15 protein-coding genes are annotated in these 19,051 nt (G+C 31.5%); 12 read left to right on the top strand and 3 right to left on the bottom strand.

From position 1 onward, the window contains the following. Nucleotides 1-50 precede the first annotated feature (50 nt). The gene (locus ACWJJ2_RS04590) at nucleotides 51-875 is read right to left on the bottom strand and encodes an MBL fold metallo-hydrolase (protein ID WP_462953909.1); all 825 of its coding nucleotides are present in this window, start codon (nucleotides 873-875) and stop codon (nucleotides 51-53) included. 233 nt (nucleotides 876-1,108) lie between these two features. On the opposite strand from ACWJJ2_RS04590, the gene ACWJJ2_RS04585 reads away from it, so the two are divergent. Then, nucleotides 1,109-2,599 (top strand): Na+/H+ antiporter NhaC family protein, encoded by a 1,491-nt coding sequence (locus tag ACWJJ2_RS04585; RefSeq protein WP_462953908.1) that lies wholly within the window; start codon nucleotides 1,109-1,111, stop codon nucleotides 2,597-2,599. A gap of 172 nt (nucleotides 2,600-2,771) precedes the next feature. Here ACWJJ2_RS04585 and ACWJJ2_RS04580 read toward each other — a convergent pair whose 3' ends face one another. Then, complete coding sequence (locus tag ACWJJ2_RS04580) at nucleotides 2,772-3,089, bottom strand: hypothetical protein (RefSeq protein ID WP_220286805.1); 318 nt, start codon at nucleotides 3,087-3,089, stop codon at nucleotides 2,772-2,774. A gap of 392 nt (nucleotides 3,090-3,481) precedes the next feature. On the opposite strand from ACWJJ2_RS04580, the gene ACWJJ2_RS04575 reads away from it, so the two are divergent. The 7 genes from ACWJJ2_RS04575 (at nucleotide 3,482) to ACWJJ2_RS04545 (ending at nucleotide 12,807) form a co-directional block, all read left to right on the top strand. Further along, nucleotides 3,482-4,240 (top strand): exodeoxyribonuclease III, encoded by a 759-nt coding sequence (locus ACWJJ2_RS04575; RefSeq protein ID WP_216303560.1) that lies wholly within the window; start codon nucleotides 3,482-3,484, stop codon nucleotides 4,238-4,240. Between the two features lie 26 nt (nucleotides 4,241-4,266). Continuing rightward, nucleotides 4,267-5,280, top strand: a complete 1,014-nt coding sequence (locus ACWJJ2_RS04570) for a WG repeat-containing protein (RefSeq protein WP_216303559.1) — start codon at nucleotides 4,267-4,269, stop codon at nucleotides 5,278-5,280. Nucleotides 5,281-5,425: 145 nt separating this feature from the next. Further along, a complete protein-coding gene (locus tag ACWJJ2_RS04565; RefSeq protein ID WP_462953907.1) occupies nucleotides 5,426-7,804 on the top strand; it encodes a U32 family peptidase in 2,379 nt (792 codons plus the stop codon). Between the two features lie 50 nt (nucleotides 7,805-7,854). Beyond that, nucleotides 7,855-10,221: an endonuclease MutS2 gene (locus ACWJJ2_RS04560; protein ID WP_462953906.1), complete on the top strand. Its 2,367-nt coding sequence runs from the start codon at nucleotides 7,855-7,857 to the stop codon at nucleotides 10,219-10,221. Between the two features lie 14 nt (nucleotides 10,222-10,235). Then, nucleotides 10,236-10,697 carry a 2-thiouracil desulfurase family protein gene (locus ACWJJ2_RS04555; RefSeq protein ID WP_165413608.1) on the top strand — a complete coding sequence of 154 codons (462 nt, stop codon included), beginning with the start codon at nucleotides 10,236-10,238 and terminating at the stop codon, nucleotides 10,695-10,697. A 12-nt stretch (nucleotides 10,698-10,709) separates the two neighbouring features. Then, nucleotides 10,710-11,723: an alpha-hydroxy-acid oxidizing protein gene (locus ACWJJ2_RS04550; RefSeq protein ID WP_462953905.1), complete on the top strand. Its 1,014-nt coding sequence runs from the start codon at nucleotides 10,710-10,712 to the stop codon at nucleotides 11,721-11,723. A 238-nt stretch (nucleotides 11,724-11,961) separates the two neighbouring features. After that, a complete protein-coding gene (locus ACWJJ2_RS04545) occupies nucleotides 11,962-12,807 on the top strand; it encodes a hypothetical protein (RefSeq protein WP_462953904.1) in 846 nt (281 codons plus the stop codon). Between the two features lie 19 nt (nucleotides 12,808-12,826). On the opposite strand, the gene ACWJJ2_RS04540 is transcribed toward ACWJJ2_RS04545, so the two are convergent. Then, nucleotides 12,827-14,317, bottom strand: coding sequence for an aminotransferase class I/II-fold pyridoxal phosphate-dependent enzyme (locus ACWJJ2_RS04540; protein ID WP_165413611.1), 1,491 nt, complete (start codon nucleotides 14,315-14,317; stop codon nucleotides 12,827-12,829). 409 nt (nucleotides 14,318-14,726) lie between these two features. Here ACWJJ2_RS04540 and ACWJJ2_RS04535 point away from each other — a divergent pair, with 409 nt between their 5' ends. The 4 genes from ACWJJ2_RS04535 to ACWJJ2_RS04520 all read left to right on the top strand — a co-directional run bounded on the left by ACWJJ2_RS04535 (nucleotide 14,727) and on the right by ACWJJ2_RS04520 (nucleotide 19,045). Beyond that, nucleotides 14,727-16,457, top strand: a complete 1,731-nt coding sequence (locus ACWJJ2_RS04535) for a phospho-sugar mutase (protein WP_220286808.1) — start codon at nucleotides 14,727-14,729, stop codon at nucleotides 16,455-16,457. 150 nt (nucleotides 16,458-16,607) lie between these two features. After that, nucleotides 16,608-17,678, top strand: a complete 1,071-nt coding sequence (locus ACWJJ2_RS04530) for a tetratricopeptide repeat protein (RefSeq protein WP_462953903.1) — start codon at nucleotides 16,608-16,610, stop codon at nucleotides 17,676-17,678. Then, nucleotides 17,678-18,349: a YveK family protein gene (locus ACWJJ2_RS04525; RefSeq protein ID WP_165413614.1), complete on the top strand. Its 672-nt coding sequence runs from the start codon at nucleotides 17,678-17,680 to the stop codon at nucleotides 18,347-18,349. The genes ACWJJ2_RS04530 and ACWJJ2_RS04525 overlap by 1 nt, the downstream gene beginning before the upstream one ends. 12 nt (nucleotides 18,350-18,361) lie before the next feature. Continuing rightward, entirely contained in the window at nucleotides 18,362-19,045 is a 684-nt protein-coding gene (locus ACWJJ2_RS04520; RefSeq protein ID WP_165413615.1) for a CpsD/CapB family tyrosine-protein kinase, read from the top strand. Nucleotides 19,046-19,051: the final 6 nt, after the last annotated feature.

Raw genomic sequence — 19,051 nt, 5'->3', positions numbered from 1 at the left:
CTAGACTTATTTGAAAGTTCTAGTGCCTGTTTTTTATTTTGTTTAAATCATTATAATTTTACAGTTTGACCGATATCAATAATTTTTATGCTTCCATCATTTATTCTTTTTAAAGTATCACAGGTAACCTCATCTTCATCCTGAGCTAAAATATAGGTTTTATAATGAACTGGGATCATGATTTTAGCTTCTGTCATTTTAAACATTTTAAAGCTCTGCTCAGGAGTACAATGCATTTCTTGAAACTCATCAGGTTTATAGCAGCCTACAGGCATGATAGCAACATCTGCTATTAAATTTTTATATGTATCAGTATATGCAGTATCACCAGCAAAAAAAATCTTTTTTGAACTACTTTCAATTATATAGGAATTGCTCTCAGCTTCAGCTCCCCAAGGATAACGTCTACCATCATGATTTGCTTTTAAAGCCTTTATTTTTATGTGATTATCATTATACGTTTCATCATTGTTTAGAAGAATTATACTTTTAAAACCTAAAAGTTTTAAAGGAACCTTTAGGTTTTTAGGAGCAATAATTATAGCACTTTTATTTAGTTTCATTAGAGTGGAGTAATTCATATGATCCATATGACCATGAGACAGCAATATATAATCAATATTAATGGAGGCTAAGTTTAAAGATGGTTTAACTAATCTTTTTAATTGACCAAGATATATACTAGTTACAGGGTCAGTTACTATAACCTTACCACTTAAATTAATAACTACAGTAGCATGGCCTACCCAATGAATAGAATTTGTTACTACGGGCTCATACGATGGCACACTAATGGGATTGAAGTACAATTTAAAGTTTCTACGATGTAATTCATACATATATTTAAAGATTTTCGGGAATTTATTAAAGCTCATTTTATACCTCTTAATTTTAATATATTCGTTTTATAATAAGATTAAAAAATCTAATTTAATTATAACATAACCTGCTATATTATATATATATATATGTATTAAATTACTAAATAAAAAACAATTGAACTAATATAATATATAATATATAATGTACACAAGAAAGTGTGTACATTATATATTATATACATATTCTATTATTTATGTAAACGGAATCAAAAAAGGGGGACTTATACATGATTGGCTTCTTAAACGCTTTACTAAAAATATCACCAGTATTTTTAATGGCAGGATTAATGATGTCTAAAATGGATGCATTACTAGCGGCACCAATAGCAACTATTTACGCAGCTATAATAGCATCATTAGTATGTAAATTTAAATTTAATGACATTGTTGATGGTGCGGTGGATAACGTAAAAGAAATGCAATTAGTTTTCTTTATACTGATGGCAGCTTATGCAATGGCAGAGGCTTTTATGTCAACAGGAGTGGGTGCATCAATAATTAATTTCTCATTAACACTTGGATTAACAGCTAGAACTGTAGCTGTAACAGGATTTATGGTAACGGCAGTGCTTTCAGTTGCAACTGGTAGTTCATGGGGAACCTTTGCAGCTTGTGCTCCGATTTTTCTATGGCTAAACCATATAGTAGGAGGAAATTTATTACTTACTACAGCAGCAATTGCTGGTGGAGCTTGTTTTGGAGACAATATAGGGCTTATTTCTGACACAACGGTCGTAAGTTCAGGTATTCAAAAAGTGGAAGTTATTGATAGAATAAGGCATCAAGGTGTTTGGTCACTAATATGTTTAACAATAACTGCAATTATGTTCTATGCTGTAAGCGTTGGAATGGGACTTCCAACAGTAATTGGTAATGCAGCGGATGCAATAGATAAAATTCCAAAAGATGTATGGGTATCACTTGAAAAAGCTAGACCTTCAGCAGTTGAACTTTTAAATCAAGTTAAAACCGGGGTTCCATATTATATGGTAATTCCATTATTGGTTGTACTTGTAGTAGCAATTAAAGGACTTCCAACACTTGCATGTTTAGGGCTTGGAATAATAACATCTTTAATCCTTGGATTGACAGCGGGAACAGTAGAATCTGTACCTCAATTTTTAGGATTAATGAAAATAGGTTTCGCAGATGCAGGTTCATGGGTTATTGTCATGATGATGTGGGTTGGTGCCTTTGGAGGCATCATGGGTAAAATGGATGCATTTGCTCCGTTATCAAGATTAGTTTCTAAAATTTCAAAAAATGTACGCCAACTTATGTTTTGGAATGGAATGTTGTCAATTTTAGGTAATGCTGCATTAGCAGATGAAATGGCACAAATAGTAACAGTTGGACCAATAATCAAAAATTTACTTGAAGATAACGTAGAGGGTAGCGAAGAAGATATGTATACATTACGTTTAAGAAATGCTACTTTCGGTGATGCGCTTGGTGTATTTGGGTCACAGCTTATTCCATGGCATGTATATATAGCTTTTTATATGGGGATAGCTTCATCAGTTTATCCACTTCACAAGTTTGTACCTCTTGATATAATAAGATATAACTTTATGGCTATGGTGGCAGTAGGTTCATTATTACTACTTACTATAACAGGACTAGATAGATTTATACCATTATTTAAATTGCCGACTGAACCCAATGTTAGATTAAAGAAAAATATTAAGACGGATAGTAAAGATGAATTATCTGCTTAAATGTAAAGTTTTAATAATATGTAATAAAGCACTATATTGTAAATATACAATATAGTGTTTTTATTAAATATCAAAAAAATAATGAATTTGCTTAAATTAGCTCCTGCGGAGCTGAAGTCGTTAAATTGAGGAAAAGAAAAATTTTATATAAACATACTAGTTGATAAATAATTTAATAGTTATTCATGGTAAAATGTTTATCTATAATCATTTTTGAATCTTCTTCGGAGTCTTCTTGAAAATTTTCTTGGAAATTTTCTTCGAAATCTTCGTTTTTTTCTGGTTTTTGTCCCCATTTAACTTTAATTGAGAAATCACCATAATTTTCGTCCCTAACAAATTTAAATTCATAACCTAATTCTTCATTGTCAGGTATTAAAACACGGGTTCCGTCTATTTTGAGTTTGTCTTTGAATAATCTTATAACTTCATCTTTTAGGAAAAAGTAAAACTCTTCTTTGCTTCCAACATATCTTTCTATAGAATTCATGTATAAACCCCCTTTCATTATAATAATATTCAGATTTAATCATAAAGGTGATAGTAATTGTGTGTATTTTTACTAAAAAGCAATTTTTAACGACATTTTAGAAGGAAAGTCTCCCACTTCTATAAGCGGGAGTTACATAACCTAACAAATAGAAAACTTTAGTGGGAGTATAAATCTCCTTCTGAAGTCGTCAATGCAGCTTCTGTGAAGCTGTTGCAGCTCCGCAGGAGATGATTTAATTATAGCGAAATTAGGATATAATACTTGTTGATAGGCATAGCTAAATAAATAATTCAATAATATTCAATAATATGATATATTAAATAAAGAATATATGAAAATTATATAGGTAATGCACTTGTATGAAATAACTGTAGAAGGAAGGTTTTTTTATGAAAATTTATTCATGGAATGTAAATGGCATAAGAGCTATAAAAAATAAAGGATTTATTGAATGGATTAAAGAAGAACAGCCAGATATTTTATGTGTTCAAGAAACTAAAATCCAAGAAAACCAAATAGTTGAGGAGCTTAAAAATATAAAAGGTTATTACTCATATTTTTCGTGTGCGGAGAAAAAGGGGTATAGTGGTGTAGCTACTTACACTAAGGAAAAACCAATATCTGTTACGTACGGTATTGGAATAGAAAGATTTGATAGTGAAGGCAGAATATTAATAACTGAGTTTGAAAAGTTTACTCTATTTAACATATATTTTCCTAATGGGCAGAGAGACGAAGAAAGGTTAAATTATAAAATGGACTTTTATGATGCACTGCTCTCCTACTGTGAGACGCTTAAACTAAAAGGGAAAAAATTAATTATTTGTGGGGATTACAATACTGCACACAAAGAAGTAGATCTTAAAAATCCAAAAGCAAACGAAAAATATTCAGGGTTCTTACCGGTAGAGAGAGCTTGGATGGATAAATTTATATCATATGGTTATGTTGATACTTTTAGATATCTCCACGGGGCAGAAACCAAATATTCTTGGTGGAGTTATAGATTTAAGGCTAGAGAAAAAAATGTAGGATGGAGAATTGACTATTTTTTTGTAACTGAGGAGTTAGTAAGTGAATTAAAAGAAGCTAATATTTTAAATGATGTTTTAGGATCGGATCATTGTCCTGTGAGCATTATTTTATAGATATATATAAGAAAGGAAGTTATAGTATGAAGAATGAGAAAACATTATATCCTGTGAAATCAAAAAAAAGGTATGGGTATATAGATAAGGAAGGCAATGTAGTTATAGAATGTAAATATAATTATGCTGAGGAGTTTGAAGGCGAACTAGCCATAATTGGAATAGAGGAAAAGTATGGATTTATTAATAAAGCTGGAGAGGTTGTAATAGAACCTAAATATGATGAAGTTCAACAGTTTAGCGAAGGATCTGCAGTAATAAAGTTGGAAGGAAAGAAAGGCTATATTAATTTAAACGGTGAAATTATCGTTGAGCCTAAATATGATGAAGCTAACTACTTTATGGAGGGAAGAGCAGCAGTAAAGAATGGATATATGTGGGGATATATAGATGCTGAAGGTACGGAAATAGTGCCGGTAAACTTTTTAGATGCAAGCGACTTTAGTGAAGGGTTAGCAGCAGTGCAAATAGGTGGTAGAATAGCCTATATTGATAAATATGGAAAAGTTATAATAGATGCGATCTATGAGTATGCCCATGCATTTAACGATGGGATGGCATCTGTTTGCGCTAATGGAAAGTATGGCTATATAAACAATAAGGGAGAAATAATTATACCCCTTCGATATAATGTTTGTGGGGAGTTCAATGATGGACTCGCACCAGTTGAAATGAGGGAAAAATACGGCTATATAGATTGCAGCGGCGAGCTTATTATAAAACCTAAGTTTCAATGGGCAGATAGTTTCTATGAAGGCATAGCTGTAATTTGTGAGAATGAAAAATATGGTTGCATTGATAAAAATGGAAGCATTATAATACCCACTAAGTTTGAAGATGTAGATATTATGAGTGAAGGTTTAATAGCAGCTCAAATAGGAGAAAAGTGGGGTTACATAGATTGCGTTGGGGAAATAGTTATAGAGCCAAGTTTTGAAGAAGCATATGAATTTATTGGTGGAATTGCAAGGGTTGAATTAGGTAAAAGAATTGGATATGTTAATAAATTAGGGGAATATGTTTGGAAATTACAATCATAAAATTTTAATGAATGGAAGTTTCTTAAGTCTATTATAATTAAATAAGTATTGAAACCTCTACTGGAAATCCAGTGGAGGTTTTGTTGTATTGATGACAACATTTACTGTATAATAAGACTTACAACACTAATTAGGAGAGATGTAAATGGAAAAGATTGAATTACTAGCCCCTGCTGGAAGTATGGAAAGCGTATATGCAGCAGTGCAAATGAGGGCAGATGCAGTTTATATAGGAGGAAGTAAATTCTCAGCAAGAGCTTATGCTTTTAATTTTGATAATGAGAACCTCGCTCGGGCAGTAGATTACTGTCATATTTATGGAGTTAAAGTATATGTTACTTTAAACACATTACTAAAGGATAACGAATTAAAAGAAATTATGGAGTATGTAGGCTTTTTATATAGTGTAGGAGTAGATGCACTGATTGTTCAAGATACAGGATTAATATACTTAATAAGAAATAATTTTCCTGATTTTGAGCTTCATGCGTCCACACAGATGACGATTCATAATGGCGAAGCTGCCTTGTTTTTAAAAGAGATGGGATTTACTAGGATAGTTCTCTCAAGAGAGCTTAGTTTAAAAGAAATTGATTACATATCTAACACTTTAAAAGTGGAAACAGAAGTTTTTGTTCATGGAGCTTTATGCATATGTTATTCGGGACAGTGTCTTATGAGTAGTATTATTGGAGGGCGGAGTGGAAACAGGGGCAGATGTGCTCAACCCTGCAGATTACCTTATACACTAACAGATAAAAACACTGACAAAATGTATAAGGCATACCTTTTAAGCCCTAAAGATACTTGTACAATAGAAAACTTAAAAGATATAGCTAAAAGTGGCACGTCTTCACTAAAAATTGAAGGAAGAATGAAAAAACCGGAATATGTTGCAGGTGTTGTGGAAATATATAGACGAGCGCTGGACAATATTTGTAATAATAAAATACAAAAATTAGATAAGGATACTAAAGTTTTAACACAATTATTTAATAGAGAAGGGTTTTCAAAAGCTTACCTATATGGTAATAAAGGAAAAGATATGATGGCATATAAAGTGCCTAAAAATTCTGGGCTACCAATAGGCATCGCAAATGATGATTTGTCAGTAACACTTTTAGAGAATGTAGCATTAAAAGATGGTGTAATGTTTTTAGAGGATGGGTTTGCTATTTCAAAAATAATAAAGAATGGAATAGAGGTCGAAAATGCAGTGACCTCCGATAGAGTTTTATTAAAACCAGCTAAATTTAAAGCTGGAGACTTTTTATACAAAATTTCTGATGTTAAGTTAATGGATGATCTTTCAAATAGGTATAAGGATAAATTTAAGAGGAAAATAGAAATAAATCTTTCGATTGAGTTCGCCACAAATAAGCCTTTAAGTATAAGTACAAGTTATATGGGAAAAGGCTTTAATGTTAAGGGAGATATTGTTCAAGAAGCTTTAAATAAACCACTTGAAAGAGAACGTATAACCAAAAATCTATCTAAAACAGGAGATACTCCTTTCAAAATAAATGAAGTGAATTTTGAAAGCTTTGAAGAAGGTTTTGTGCCAATGGCAACATTGAATTTAGTTAGGCGAGAATTAATAGATGACGTTCAAAATTATATAATAGCAAAATATAAAAGAGAAAAAAATAATGTGCAGATTAATTACAATAAAGGACTTAGCCTACAGGGAGAAAAGAATTATTTAGAATTTAATGAGAATAAAAATAACATTATACCTGAGACACTTATATATGTAACAAATGAAGAGCAATTAAAAGCGGTACTTGAAATGGGTTTTGATAATATTGCTATAAATCCTTTTATGAGAAGATGTAACATCAACTTTAATGAGTATGATGTAAATATTTATTTTAAGGCTCCCAATATTATCAAAGAAGAATTTGAAAGTATTTGTGAATTTATTGAGAATAACTTAGGTAAATTAAAAGGTATTATTACTGCTAATCTAGGAATAATTAGTAGATTTTATAAAAAAATCACTGTAATTGGGGATTATAAATTGAATATTTTTAATAGCTATGCAGGAGATTTTTACAAGGATTTTCTAACGGGAACTTGTATTAGTGCTGAGTTAAACCAAATGGAAATCAAGAAAATTGCAACTAAAAGTTCTTTGCCACTGCAAATTATGATTTACGGAAAATATGAGCTTATGGTTAGTGAATATTGTGCTATAGGAAGCGTTTTTGGAAACAAGAGTGATAATAATACCTGCAAAGAGAAATGCATCAAAGGATTGTATACACTTAAAGATAGAATGGGCGCAGAATTTAGTATTGATACTGACAAATATTGTAGAAGCTATATTTATAACAATGTGCCTGTGAATTTGATCTCAAATATGGATGAAATAAAGAAAAATAATATTTCCTCTTTTAGATTAGATTTTATCCATGAAAATTATGAGGAAACTATAGAGGTTCTTAGAAATTATATCAATAAAGAATGGCAAGGAGAATTTAAAAATTATACTAGAGGGCACTATAAAAGAGGAGTCGAATAAATAATAGTAGGCTTTTAAATTTTTTAACAAAGGAAAGATGGTGAATTATTATGAATACAAAATCATTAAAGGTTTTAGAATACTATAAAATTAAAGAAAAAATCAAAGCATACACGCACACTACGGCAGGTAAAGACCTTATAGAGGGTTTGGAGCCTTACACTAATATTTATGAAGTAAAAGAACACTTACAGGAAACTAATGAGGCATTACTGCTTTTATCAAAAAAAGGAAGTGCACCATTTGAAGGTATATATGATGTTCGATCTGCAATAATAAGGGCATCAAAAGCAGCATCACTTATGCCAACGCAGCTTTTGAGGATAGCGCAAATGCTTAGGTGTGCTAGATTATTTCAAAATTATGTTGGTAACAAGTCAGATGAGCAGTCCTCTAGAGTTTTAGAAGATATATGTATAGGGATTGTCCCAATAAAAAAATTAGAAGATGAAATTTTTATAGCAATAATTAGTGATGAAGAAATTTCTGATAGGGCTAGTAGTTTGCTTTTTAGCTTAAGGAAATCTTTAAAAGAGAAAAATGCTTCAGTAAAAGATAAGGTAACTTCACTAGTTAGATCAAATGCAAAATATCTTCAAGAAAGCCTTTATACTATAAGAGGGGATAGATACGTAATTCCTGTTAAAATAGAACATAAGGGTAGTGTGCCAGGAATTGTGCATGATCAGAGTTCTTCAGGGGCTACACTATTCATTGAGCCAATGAGTTTAGTGAACCTAAATAATGAAATTAAGGAAATTATGCTAAAGGAAAAGGCTGAGGTTGAAAGAATTTTGGCTGAATTATCCTATAAGATATATGAAAATATAAATATTGTTGGTAACAATGCAAATATAGTATGGGAATTAGATTTTATTTTTGCAAAGGCAGGGTATGCAATAGAAATTAATGCTATTATTCCAGGGGTTAATGAAGAGGGAGTAATAGATATAATTGAAGCAAGGCACCCTTTGATAGATCCGTTGGTTGTAGTACCTAGTAATATTTATTTAGGAGGAGAATTTACTTCACTAGTAATAACAGGACCCAATACCGGGGGTAAAACAGTAACTTTAAAAACTGTAGGCTTAATTCAGTTAATGGCTATGAGTGGGATTTTAATTCCAGCTAGAGAAGGGTCCATGGTAAGCTTTTTTCATGAGATTTTCGCAGATATAGGTGACGAGCAAAGCATAGAGCAAAGCTTATCTACCTTTTCTTCCCATATGGCAAATATAGTAAATATAATTGAAAAAGCAGATATAAAATCTCTAGCTCTATTTGATGAATTAGGAGCTGGAACAGATCCTACAGAGGGAGCAGCACTTGCTGTTTCGATTCTCGAAAATTTAAGGGCAAGAGGTACAAAAGTAGTTGCGACTACCCATTATAGTGAATTAAAAGGATATGCTTTAAAAACTACAGGGGTTGAAAATGCTTCTGTAGAATTTAATGTAGACACGTTAAGCCCAACATATAGACTGATAATTGGAGTACCAGGTAAATCAAATGCTTTTGAAATATCTAAGAGACTAGGTCTCCCAGATTACATTATTAAAAATGCAAAAGAGAATATTTCTAAAGATACATTAGAGTTTGAAGAATTAGTTCAAAGTTTGCAAGAAAAGAGCATAAAGGCAGAGCGTGATGCTAGGGAAGCTGAAGCTTTGAAGCTAGAAGCTAGTAAGTTAAAAGACAAATACCAGGAAAAATTATATAAACTTGAAAACATTAGAGAAAATGCAATGTATGAAGCTCAAAGGGAAGCAAAGAGACTTATAAAAGATGCCAAGGAAGAATCAGATGTCATTCTTAAAAACATGAGACAACTTGAAAAGCTTGGATATTCCTCTGAAGCAAGGCAAAAGCTTGAAGAGGAAAGAATGAAAATTAAAAATAAGCTTGAAACATTAGATAGACATGTAGAAAAAAGCAATGACGAACTAGGAGAAAAATTAAAAAATGTAAAACAAGGTCAGGAAGTATATTTACCATCTCTTAACCAAAAGGTTATTGTAATCTCAAAACCTGATAAAAAGGGTGAGGTGCAGGTTCAAGCTGGCATTATGAAGATAAATGTCAAAGTGGGTGATCTGAGAGAATCAAAGCTTACGCAGGAAGATAAGAAAAAGGCAAAGATAATTAAGAGAGAAATGAAGCTAAATATAAGAAGTGTGTCAACTTCTGTAGATTTAAGAGGTATGGATTCGGAGGAAGCTCTTTATACTGTTGATAAATATTTAGATGAAGCTTGTTTAGGAGGACTTAAAGAAGCTACCATTATTCATGGCAAGGGGACAGGAGTTTTAAGAAAAGCTATTACAGATATGTTAAAGAGGCATGGCCATGTTAAAACATATAGATTGGGAAATTACGGTGAAGGCGGTAGTGGAGTTACTGTAGTAGAACTAAAATAAAGGATGGTTATGATATGATTATTGCAAGTGCTTGTTTATGTGGAGTTAATTGTAAATATAATGGTGGCAATAATTTAGATTTAAGGGTGCTTAAACTATTGAAAGAAGGAAAAGTTATGCCTGTTTGCCCAGAACAGTTAGGGGGACAAGAAACCCCTAGGGCTCCTCATGAAATTGTAAACGGGAATGGTAGAGATGTGCTAGAAGGTAAAGCTAGAATTCTTGGGCCAGAGGATGATGATGTAACTGCAAAGTTTATAAAAGGGGCTTATGAAACTCTTGAAATTGCACAAAACGTTGGAGCTAGTATTGCTATTTTAAAAGCACGAAGTCCTTCTTGTGGAACTCCCCAAATATACGATGGAACTTTTAGTGGAACCAAAAAAAAAGGTAATGGAGTTACTGCGGAGTTATTATTATCCAGGGGTATAAAAGTTTTTACAGAAGAAAATCTAGATGATTTAGATTATAACTAAGGGGGAAATAAAATGAATTATAAAGATGTTTTAAAAGATGCTAGAGGGAATTTAAACAAAAGCTGTAGAGTTTGTCCTATATGTAATGGAGTAGCTTGTGCTGGAGAGGTACCTGGAATGGGCGGAAAAGGAACAGGGGATGCTTTTAAAATTAATATAGAGTCACTGGCAGCTTATAAACTTAATATGAGAACTATACATGATGCAAAAAATCCAGATACTTCTATAGAATTATTTGGAAGAAAAATGGATATACCTGTATTTGCAGCTCCCGTATCTGGAACTACTTTAAACATGGGTGGTAAATTTAGTGAAGAAGAATATATATCTTGGGTTATTAGTGGATGCCTTAAGGGTGGTATAATCCCAATGGTGGGAGATACTGCTGTAGATTCTTTTTTTACAACTAATCTTTGTGAATTAGAAAAACAGGGTGGAAACGGCATTGCAATAATAAAACCTTGGGAAAATGCAAACGTTATAGAAAAAATTAAATTAGCAGAAAAAGCAGGCGCATTTGCTATAGGTATGGATATAGATGCTTGCGGTCTTATTACGTTAGCACTTCATGGCAAACCAGTTATGCCTAAAACCGTAGAAGAGATTAAAGAAATTGTTGAATCAACGAAGCTTCCATTTATTTTAAAAGGAATAATGACAGCAGACGAAGCAAAACTTGCGGTGGATGCAGGGGTATCCGCAATTGTAGTGTCAAATCATGGTGGGAGAGTATTAGACCAAACCCCGGGTGTAGCAGATGTTCTTACGGAAATTGCGAAGGAAGTTAAGGGTAAAGTAATTATTTTAGCTGATGGTGGAGTTCGAAGTGGAGCAGATATACTTAAAATGCTAGCACTAGGTGCAGACGCGGTACTTATTGGGAGGCCATTTGTAACCGCATCATTTGGAGGCAAGGCTGAAGGCGTAAAATCTTATATTGATTACCTTAGAGGTGAATTAAAATCAGCTATGGTGCTTACAGGGTGTAAATCTATACAAAATGTTAATAATAGAATTTTATATTAAATTTATTAAAAGGTCACTGAAATATTGTGATCTTTTTAATTCTCTACTCCTTTTAGTAGATTAAATCATCTCCTGCAGAGCTTCACAGCTTCGAGGAAGATGCATCGACAACTTCAGAAGGAGATTTATACTCCCACTTATAGAAGTAGGAGACTTTCCTTCTGAAATGTCGTTAAATTGGCAAAAACATTTGTAAAAACCTTAGAATCGTAAATGAGAAAACAAAGGAGGAATAAAAATGCCAATATACATACTAGCATCTAAAGAAATATTAGAGCATATAAAGCAATATACAAAGAAAGGTGAAGTAGTTAGGATCTCTACCCCTTTAGAATATAATAATATATTATATAGAGAGATTGTATTTTCTAAGAAATTGTTCGGAAATTTTCGTAAAGAAAATTTGGGATATCTTTATATTAATGAAAAAAATGAAACTGCTACTGAAAAATTTTTACAAGAAAGACTAGCGAAATTAGCTTATTTTTCAGAAATATTTTATAATACAGAAAACAGAGCATGCATAGTAAATTCATTTCAAGATGAATCTACAGTTGAAAAGGATAAGAAAGAGTATAAATTAGTGGCTAAGGGTTTAGAGTTATTAACTAAAGAAGGAGTTGTGGACTCAGAGCAGGTAAAACAAATTGTTACTCAATTGCCTGATATTAGAAAAAAGAATAATGAAACTTTAAAACAACTTATAGATAAATCTCAGGAATTTAAAGAGGAGAAAAAATATTTTAATGAACATATGTTGCAAGAATTATTGCCAACATACAGAGATGCCTTAAGCATAAATTTACAAAAGATAAGATTGGTATATTCTGCAAGCGAATGCTATGAAAATATTAAAAGAATTTCCGAAAATAAGAGAAAACAAATGTCCATTAGGCTTAATCAAAAATTAGCTGAACCCTTAAAAAAGATAATTCATGTTATGGAGTATTTTATTAAAACAGTTAATACCTGTGAAAAAATAAGTGAAATGCAAGACACTGAATATTTCAAGTATTTAGGAACTATTGAAAAAGCAAATGTTGATTATAGAGTAAAATTGAATAGAAGAAAAAAGAACTCCTAATTTAGGAGTTCTTTTTCTTCTATTCAACAGTTATATAAACAGCATCTTCTTCTCTAACAACTTTTATATATTCAACTTCAGGGTCTTCAGTTCCTTGAACATATAATCCAGTGTTTTTTAATTTTTCAACATAATCTACGATTTCTTGAGTTATTCTCTCACCGGGGCAAAGTACTGGAATGCCAGGTGGATAAGCCATCAAGAATTCTCCGCTTATCATACCAACACTATTTTTGATTTCAACAGCAGTGTTTACGCTGTTGAAAGCCTCGCGTGGAATTTGAACTTGCTCTGGAATACTAGGAATATCAATAAAATCAGATTTTATTGTGCCTTTGCCATAGTACTCATTGCTTATTTCTACTAAAGCTTGAAGTAATTGCTCCATTCCATCTTTTGTATCTCCATACGAACCAACGGCTAATATGTTATAAAGATCAGATAATTCCATTTGGATATGATATTTGTTAGATAAAATCATATCCAAGTCATAACCAGTTATTCCTAAATCTCTACAAGTTATTGTTATTTTAGTTGGATCAAAAGCGTAAGCACCAAAACCATCTAAAACCTCTTCGCCAAAACAATAAAATCCTGGGATTTTATTTACTTCATTTCTTACATAATTACATAAATCAATAGTTTTTTCTAAAAGCTGAGTGCCCTCTAATGCAATTTGTCTCCTAGCACAATCCAGTGATGCCATTAGAATGTAGGAAGGTGACGTTGTGTGCATTAGGTTTATTAGTTGTTTAACTCTAGCGGGGTTAACACGCTTTGAATTAACATGTAGCATTGAACTTTGAGTTAATGAACCTATAATTTTATGAGTGCTTTGAGCACAGATGTCTGCACCAGCTTCCATTGCTGACATTGGTAATTTGCTATTAAAATTAAGATGAGGGCCATGAGCTTCATCAACTATAAAAGGAATATCGTATTCATGAACAATATCTGCAATTTTCTTAATATCAGTGGAAACTCCATAATATGTTGGGTTAATTATAAGTACAGCTTTTGCATCAGGATTATTCTTTAAGGTTTCTTCCACTGTTTCTGGTGAAACTCCATGAGCAACACCTATTTTTTTATCTAGTTCTGGTTGCATATAAACTGGAACTGCACCTGATAAAATGATACCACCAGTTATGGATTTATGTACATTTCTAGGTACAATGATTTTATCACCAGATCCAACTACAGACATAATCATAGCTTGAATAGCGCCAGAAGTTCCATGTACTGAGAAAAATGATGCATCAGCACCATAAGCATCCGCTGCTAATTCTTGTGCCTTTTTGATAGGTCCAGTTGGGTGGTGAAAACTATCAACAAGTTTAAAAACCGTAACGTCAATTTTAAAAGGGTTTTCCCCCATAAAATTTCTAAATTGTTCATCAGCGCCTATTCCTTTTTTATGCCCAGGTACGTGAAAAGGTAAGGTTTCTCTGTCTACATATTCCATTAGAGCATCAAATAGTGGAGTTTCATTTTGATTTAATCTATACAATCTATACACCCCTTTCAAAAGAATTTATATTAGAAAACATTTAAATAAATAACGAGTCAGTATGTTAGACTATTATATCCTAGTCTATTTATTTAAATGTTCCAAATTTTTAAAACTGTTCTTTATAGTATATTCATTCAGCCAATTTATAATTATAAATGATTAGATATATAAATGCAATTATAATCTTCAAATAAAAGATAATCATGTCGTAAATGCTAGGCAATTAAGCTTTTTAGTAGAAATACAGTAATTGAAAACATGAAAAAGTGGGTTATTTGTAAAAAATGCCTTTTATTTGTAATGCATTGATAGTATAATATAATAGACTAAAGATAGATTAGGAGGAATAGAAAGGAAGATAATAATTGTTTGCTTCCTCAGGGGAATATAAGGAGGGTAATATAAAATGTACAAAGAAAAGTATAAAAGTTGGATTAATTCTAATTTGATAGACTTGAAATTAAAGAAAGAGCTAGAGCAATTAGTAGATGAAAAAGAAATTGAAGATAGATTTTATAAGGATTTAGAGTTTGGTACAGGGGGATTAAGAGGTGTAATTGGAGCAGGAACAAACAGAATGAATATACATACCATAGGTAAAGCTACTCAAGGGTTAGCAGATTATTTGAACTCAAGATATAAGGGGAATATATCAGTTAGCATAGCGTATGATTCAAGAAATATGTCTAAGGAATTTGCAATAGCTGCTGCAGAAACTCTTTGTGGGAATGGTATTTTCGTTAATTTATTTGAACAATTAACACCAACTCCAATTTTATCTTATGCTGTACGCGCACTAAAAAGTAAAGCCGGTATTGTTATTACAGCATCACATAATCCTAAAGAGTACAATGGATATAAGGTTTATGGAGATGATGGTGGACAAGTCACTGATGAAGCTGCAAGCCAAATTATAAATTGTGCAGCTAGCATAAAAGATTTTTCTAAGGTTAAAACTATGGAGTTTCATAAAGCTAAAACCAATGGAATGTTAACAATAATTGGAGAAAATCTTTATTTATCATACATTGATAAGGTTAAAAATTTAACTATGAGAAAAGACCTAGTTAAGGAATATGCCAAGGATTTAAAAATAATTTATACTCCTATTCATGGATCTGGAAACGTACCTGTGAGGAGAGTTTTAAAAGAATTAGGATATGATAATGTATTTGTTGTAAAAGAGCAGGAAATGCCAGATGGGAATTTCCCTACGGCGCCATATCCTAATCCAGAAGAACCAAAGGTATTTGAATTGGCGCTTATTATGGCAAAAGACATTAATCCTGACATTATTTTTGGTACGGACCCTGACTGCGATAGGATTGGAGTAGTAGTTAAAGACAAAGAAGGAAAGTATAAGGTTCTTACAGGAAATCAGACAGGTGTATTATTAAGTAATTATATTTTAAGTTCATTAAGTGAAACTAATGGGTTGTCTAAAAATGGCGTAGTAATAAAAACTATTGTTACTACAAATATGGTAGAGAGTATTGGGAAAAAATATAATGTTGAAGTGTTAGATGTACTCACAGGATTTAAATATATTGGAGAAAAAATTAAAGAGTTTGAAAATGCGGGTGAAAAAGAATTTATATTTGGTTTTGAAGAAAGCTTTGGTTATTTAGCAGGAAATTTTGTGCGTGATAAAGATGCAGTAATAGCTGCAATGCTAATTTGTGAAATGACACTCTACTATAAAAACAAAGGCATGAGTTTGTATGATGCTTTGATGGATATTTATAAAGAACATGGATACTACGAGGAAGGTTTAGTTTCAATAGAACTTGCAGGAAAAGATGGCGCAGAAAAAATAGGTAATATAATAGAACATTTAAGACATTCAATGAATGGCTTAATAGGTAATAACAGAATTATAAAAAAAATGGATTATAGAGCTGGTTTAGAAGTGGATTTAATCACAAATAAAGAAAAAATAATTAAATTGCCAAAATCAAATGTATTAAAGTTTGTCTTAGAGGATGGTTCTTGGTTTGTAGTTAGGCCTTCTGGAACTGAACCAAAAATGAAAATTTATTTATCTGTTAAAGGGAATTCATTAGAGAATACATATAAAAAAATAACTGAGCTAAAAGAAAATGTTATGTCAATATTTGATGAAGCAGGCATAAATTAAAAACGTATCGTAGGTAGTTATTAAATGCATAAAAAACCATAATTTTCATTTTTATGATTTTATATGGTTTACAAAACAACCTCAGTATACTATTATTATTAATAGTAACATTTGTAGCATAAATTTTTAAACCAGTAGGAAGGTGTAATCATGGATATTAAAACATATTTTTCTGAAAAATTATCAGTTCTTCTTTTTCTAGAAATAAAAAAAGACAGCAAAATTAATGATTTTGTGATTTTGGAGGACATATATTTCCCAGTGAGAACTAATGAGATAATCCAAAAAGTAAAGAATAAAGAAGATTTCGATAATATACCAGTTAATCTATTTATAGAAGGGATGTTCTATGTTTTAGGAGCAGATGAACTTTTTAAATACAATAAAGAGTATAAACAAATTATAAATACTATTCCAAATTCAATAGGATTTATTAAGGGCGTGATATTTAAAGAAATTCAGAATGAAAAGTACGAAGAAGCATTTATCTTCTTAAAAGGATTGTTAACTATAGAAGAAAATAAAGATAATTACGATAAGATTTTTTTGTTAGTTGATAAATTAAGAGCTACAAATAGTATATTCAAGGATGAGCAACTAAAACTTGTAGAAAAAGCTAAACAAATCACTAATTACAGTAATCCATATTTATATGAGGCACTAGTTTTAAATAGTGAAAGTAAACATGAATTAGCATTAATAGCAATAAGCAATTATACTATAAATGGTGGAGAACAAACGGAAGCTGTTATTGAACTTAAAAACGATTTGGAAACCATAACAAATTTTCATAAAGCGAAAGATTTAGTATCTAATAACCCTAAAGGTGCACTTGAAATTTTTATTCCTTTAATGGAACAATTAGGAGATAGAGCAGATATATATTATCACACTGCTGTAGCATACAGGAATTTACAAAATTATGAGAAGGCTATATACTATTTAAACGAAGCACAAGCAATTGACAACGATTTGATAGAGGTAGTAAATGAATTTGGTATTAACTATGCTTGTCTTGAAAATTACGAAGCAGCTATTCAATATTTTAGGAAAGCATTTGAGGTTACAAAGTCTATAGAGATATGTACAAATCTTGTTATGTGTTATTTAAATGTTGAAAACTTTGCGCAGGCGAGAATACATTTAGATATGGCTAAAAAAATAGATCCACAAGATGAAATTGTAATGCAACTAGAAAATCAATTGGCGGAGGGTAAATAATGGAGTTAGTGGAGTATTTTAATATTATAAAAAAGAGGTTACTATTAGTAATTTTAGTAACAATAGGAGCAACGGTGCTTAGTGGGGTTTTAAGCTATTTTGTTATTACACCTAGTTATAAATCTGATATATCAGTAATAATTGGAAAACCAGAAAGTAAATCTGCGGCGCCGCAGGATAGTTATAATGATGTAATTATGTATCAAAAATTAGTCAAAACTTATAGTGAATTTTCTAAATCACGAAAAGTTTCAGAACATGTCATTAAAGCACTTAAGTTAAATATAGAGCCTAATCAGCTTCAAGGAATGATATCAGTAGCACCTAAAGGAGATACTGAATTTTTAACGATAACAGTTAAATCTAAGGATCCCAAAGAAGCTATGAACATTGCTAATCAGTTAGCGAAGTCATTAAAATACATAAGTAACGATGTCAAAAAAGTGGATAATGTACAACTTTTAGATGAAGCACTACAACCTACAAGACCAGATAGTCCAAATTCAAAGTTAAACATAGCAATTGCATTTTTTATTGGACTAATGGTTTCGCTTGGAATAGCATTTTTATTGGAGTACTTAGATAACACTGTAAAAAGCCAAGAGGACATAGAAAAATTAACTGGGTTACCAGTTATAGGTATTATTCCTTTAACTCAAGATAAAAAATAGGAGGGTGAGAATATGTTAAAAAAATTAGTAACATTAAGAAATCCAAAATCTAGAACGGCAGAAGCTTTTAGAACATTAAGAACAAATATTCAATTCTCTTCCTTGGATAAAGAATATAAATCCATAGTAGTTACTTCATCTGGCGTTGGAGAAGGTAAAAGTACAGTAATGTCAAATTTAGCTATAACTATGGCTGAAAGTGGTAAAAATGTTATTCTTGTAGATTGTGATTTTAGAAAACCTTCAATCCACAAGAAAATGGGAATTACCAATTCTGTAGGATTAACAAATATATTAGTTCAAGGTGTGAAAAAAGAGGAATGTGTTGTTAAGTCAACTGTTAATAATCTTTTTATACTAACTAGTGGTCCGGTGCCCCCAAATCCAGCAGAATTATTAGGAAGTAAAAAAATGCGGGACTTTATTGAAGTGCTAAAAAGTGAATTTGATTTAGTTCTTATTGATGCACCACCAGTTCTTGCGGTAACGGATGCACAAATTATATCTACAATAGTAGATGGCGTGATTTTTGTAGCTTCATATGGTGAGGCTCAAAAAAAAGCATTGGTAGATGCGAAACAATTGATTGATAAGGTTGGTGGAAAGATACTGGGAGTTGTATTTAATAAAGTTCCTCAATCTGTAAGCGGTTATTATGGAAAATATTATAAGGGCTATTATGGAAATGAAAACTAAAGGTTT

Source organism: Clostridium sp. CM039, assembly GCF_055081075.1.
Note: the sequence above shows the minus strand (reverse complement) of the source record. Positions and strands in the feature narration are given on the sequence as shown.

Coding starts and splice junctions, on each gene's coding strand:
- ACWJJ2_RS04555 (WP_165413608.1), top strand. CDS start 10,236: ATGATTATTGCAAGTGCTTGTTTATGTGGAGTTAATTGTAAATATAAT.
- ACWJJ2_RS04565 (WP_462953907.1), top strand. CDS start 5,426: ATGGAAAAGATTGAATTACTAGCCCCTGCTGGAAGTATGGAAAGCGTA.
- ACWJJ2_RS04530 (WP_462953903.1), top strand. CDS start 16,608: ATGGATATTAAAACATATTTTTCTGAAAAATTATCAGTTCTTCTTTTT.
- ACWJJ2_RS04545 (WP_462953904.1), top strand. CDS start 11,962: ATGCCAATATACATACTAGCATCTAAAGAAATATTAGAGCATATAAAG.
- ACWJJ2_RS04520 (WP_165413615.1), top strand. CDS start 18,362: ATGTTAAAAAAATTAGTAACATTAAGAAATCCAAAATCTAGAACGGCA.
- ACWJJ2_RS04550 (WP_462953905.1), top strand. CDS start 10,710: ATGAATTATAAAGATGTTTTAAAAGATGCTAGAGGGAATTTAAACAAA.
- ACWJJ2_RS04590 (WP_462953909.1), bottom strand. CDS start 875: ATGAGCTTTAATAAATTCCCGAAAATCTTTAAATATATGTATGAATTA.
- ACWJJ2_RS04570 (WP_216303559.1), top strand. CDS start 4,267: ATGAAGAATGAGAAAACATTATATCCTGTGAAATCAAAAAAAAGGTAT.
- ACWJJ2_RS04525 (WP_165413614.1), top strand. CDS start 17,678: ATGGAGTTAGTGGAGTATTTTAATATTATAAAAAAGAGGTTACTATTA.
- ACWJJ2_RS04575 (WP_216303560.1), top strand. CDS start 3,482: ATGAAAATTTATTCATGGAATGTAAATGGCATAAGAGCTATAAAAAAT.
- ACWJJ2_RS04585 (WP_462953908.1), top strand. CDS start 1,109: ATGATTGGCTTCTTAAACGCTTTACTAAAAATATCACCAGTATTTTTA.
- ACWJJ2_RS04560 (WP_462953906.1), top strand. CDS start 7,855: ATGAATACAAAATCATTAAAGGTTTTAGAATACTATAAAATTAAAGAA.
- ACWJJ2_RS04580 (WP_220286805.1), bottom strand. CDS start 3,089: ATGAATTCTATAGAAAGATATGTTGGAAGCAAAGAAGAGTTTTACTTT.
- ACWJJ2_RS04535 (WP_220286808.1), top strand. CDS start 14,727: ATGTACAAAGAAAAGTATAAAAGTTGGATTAATTCTAATTTGATAGAC.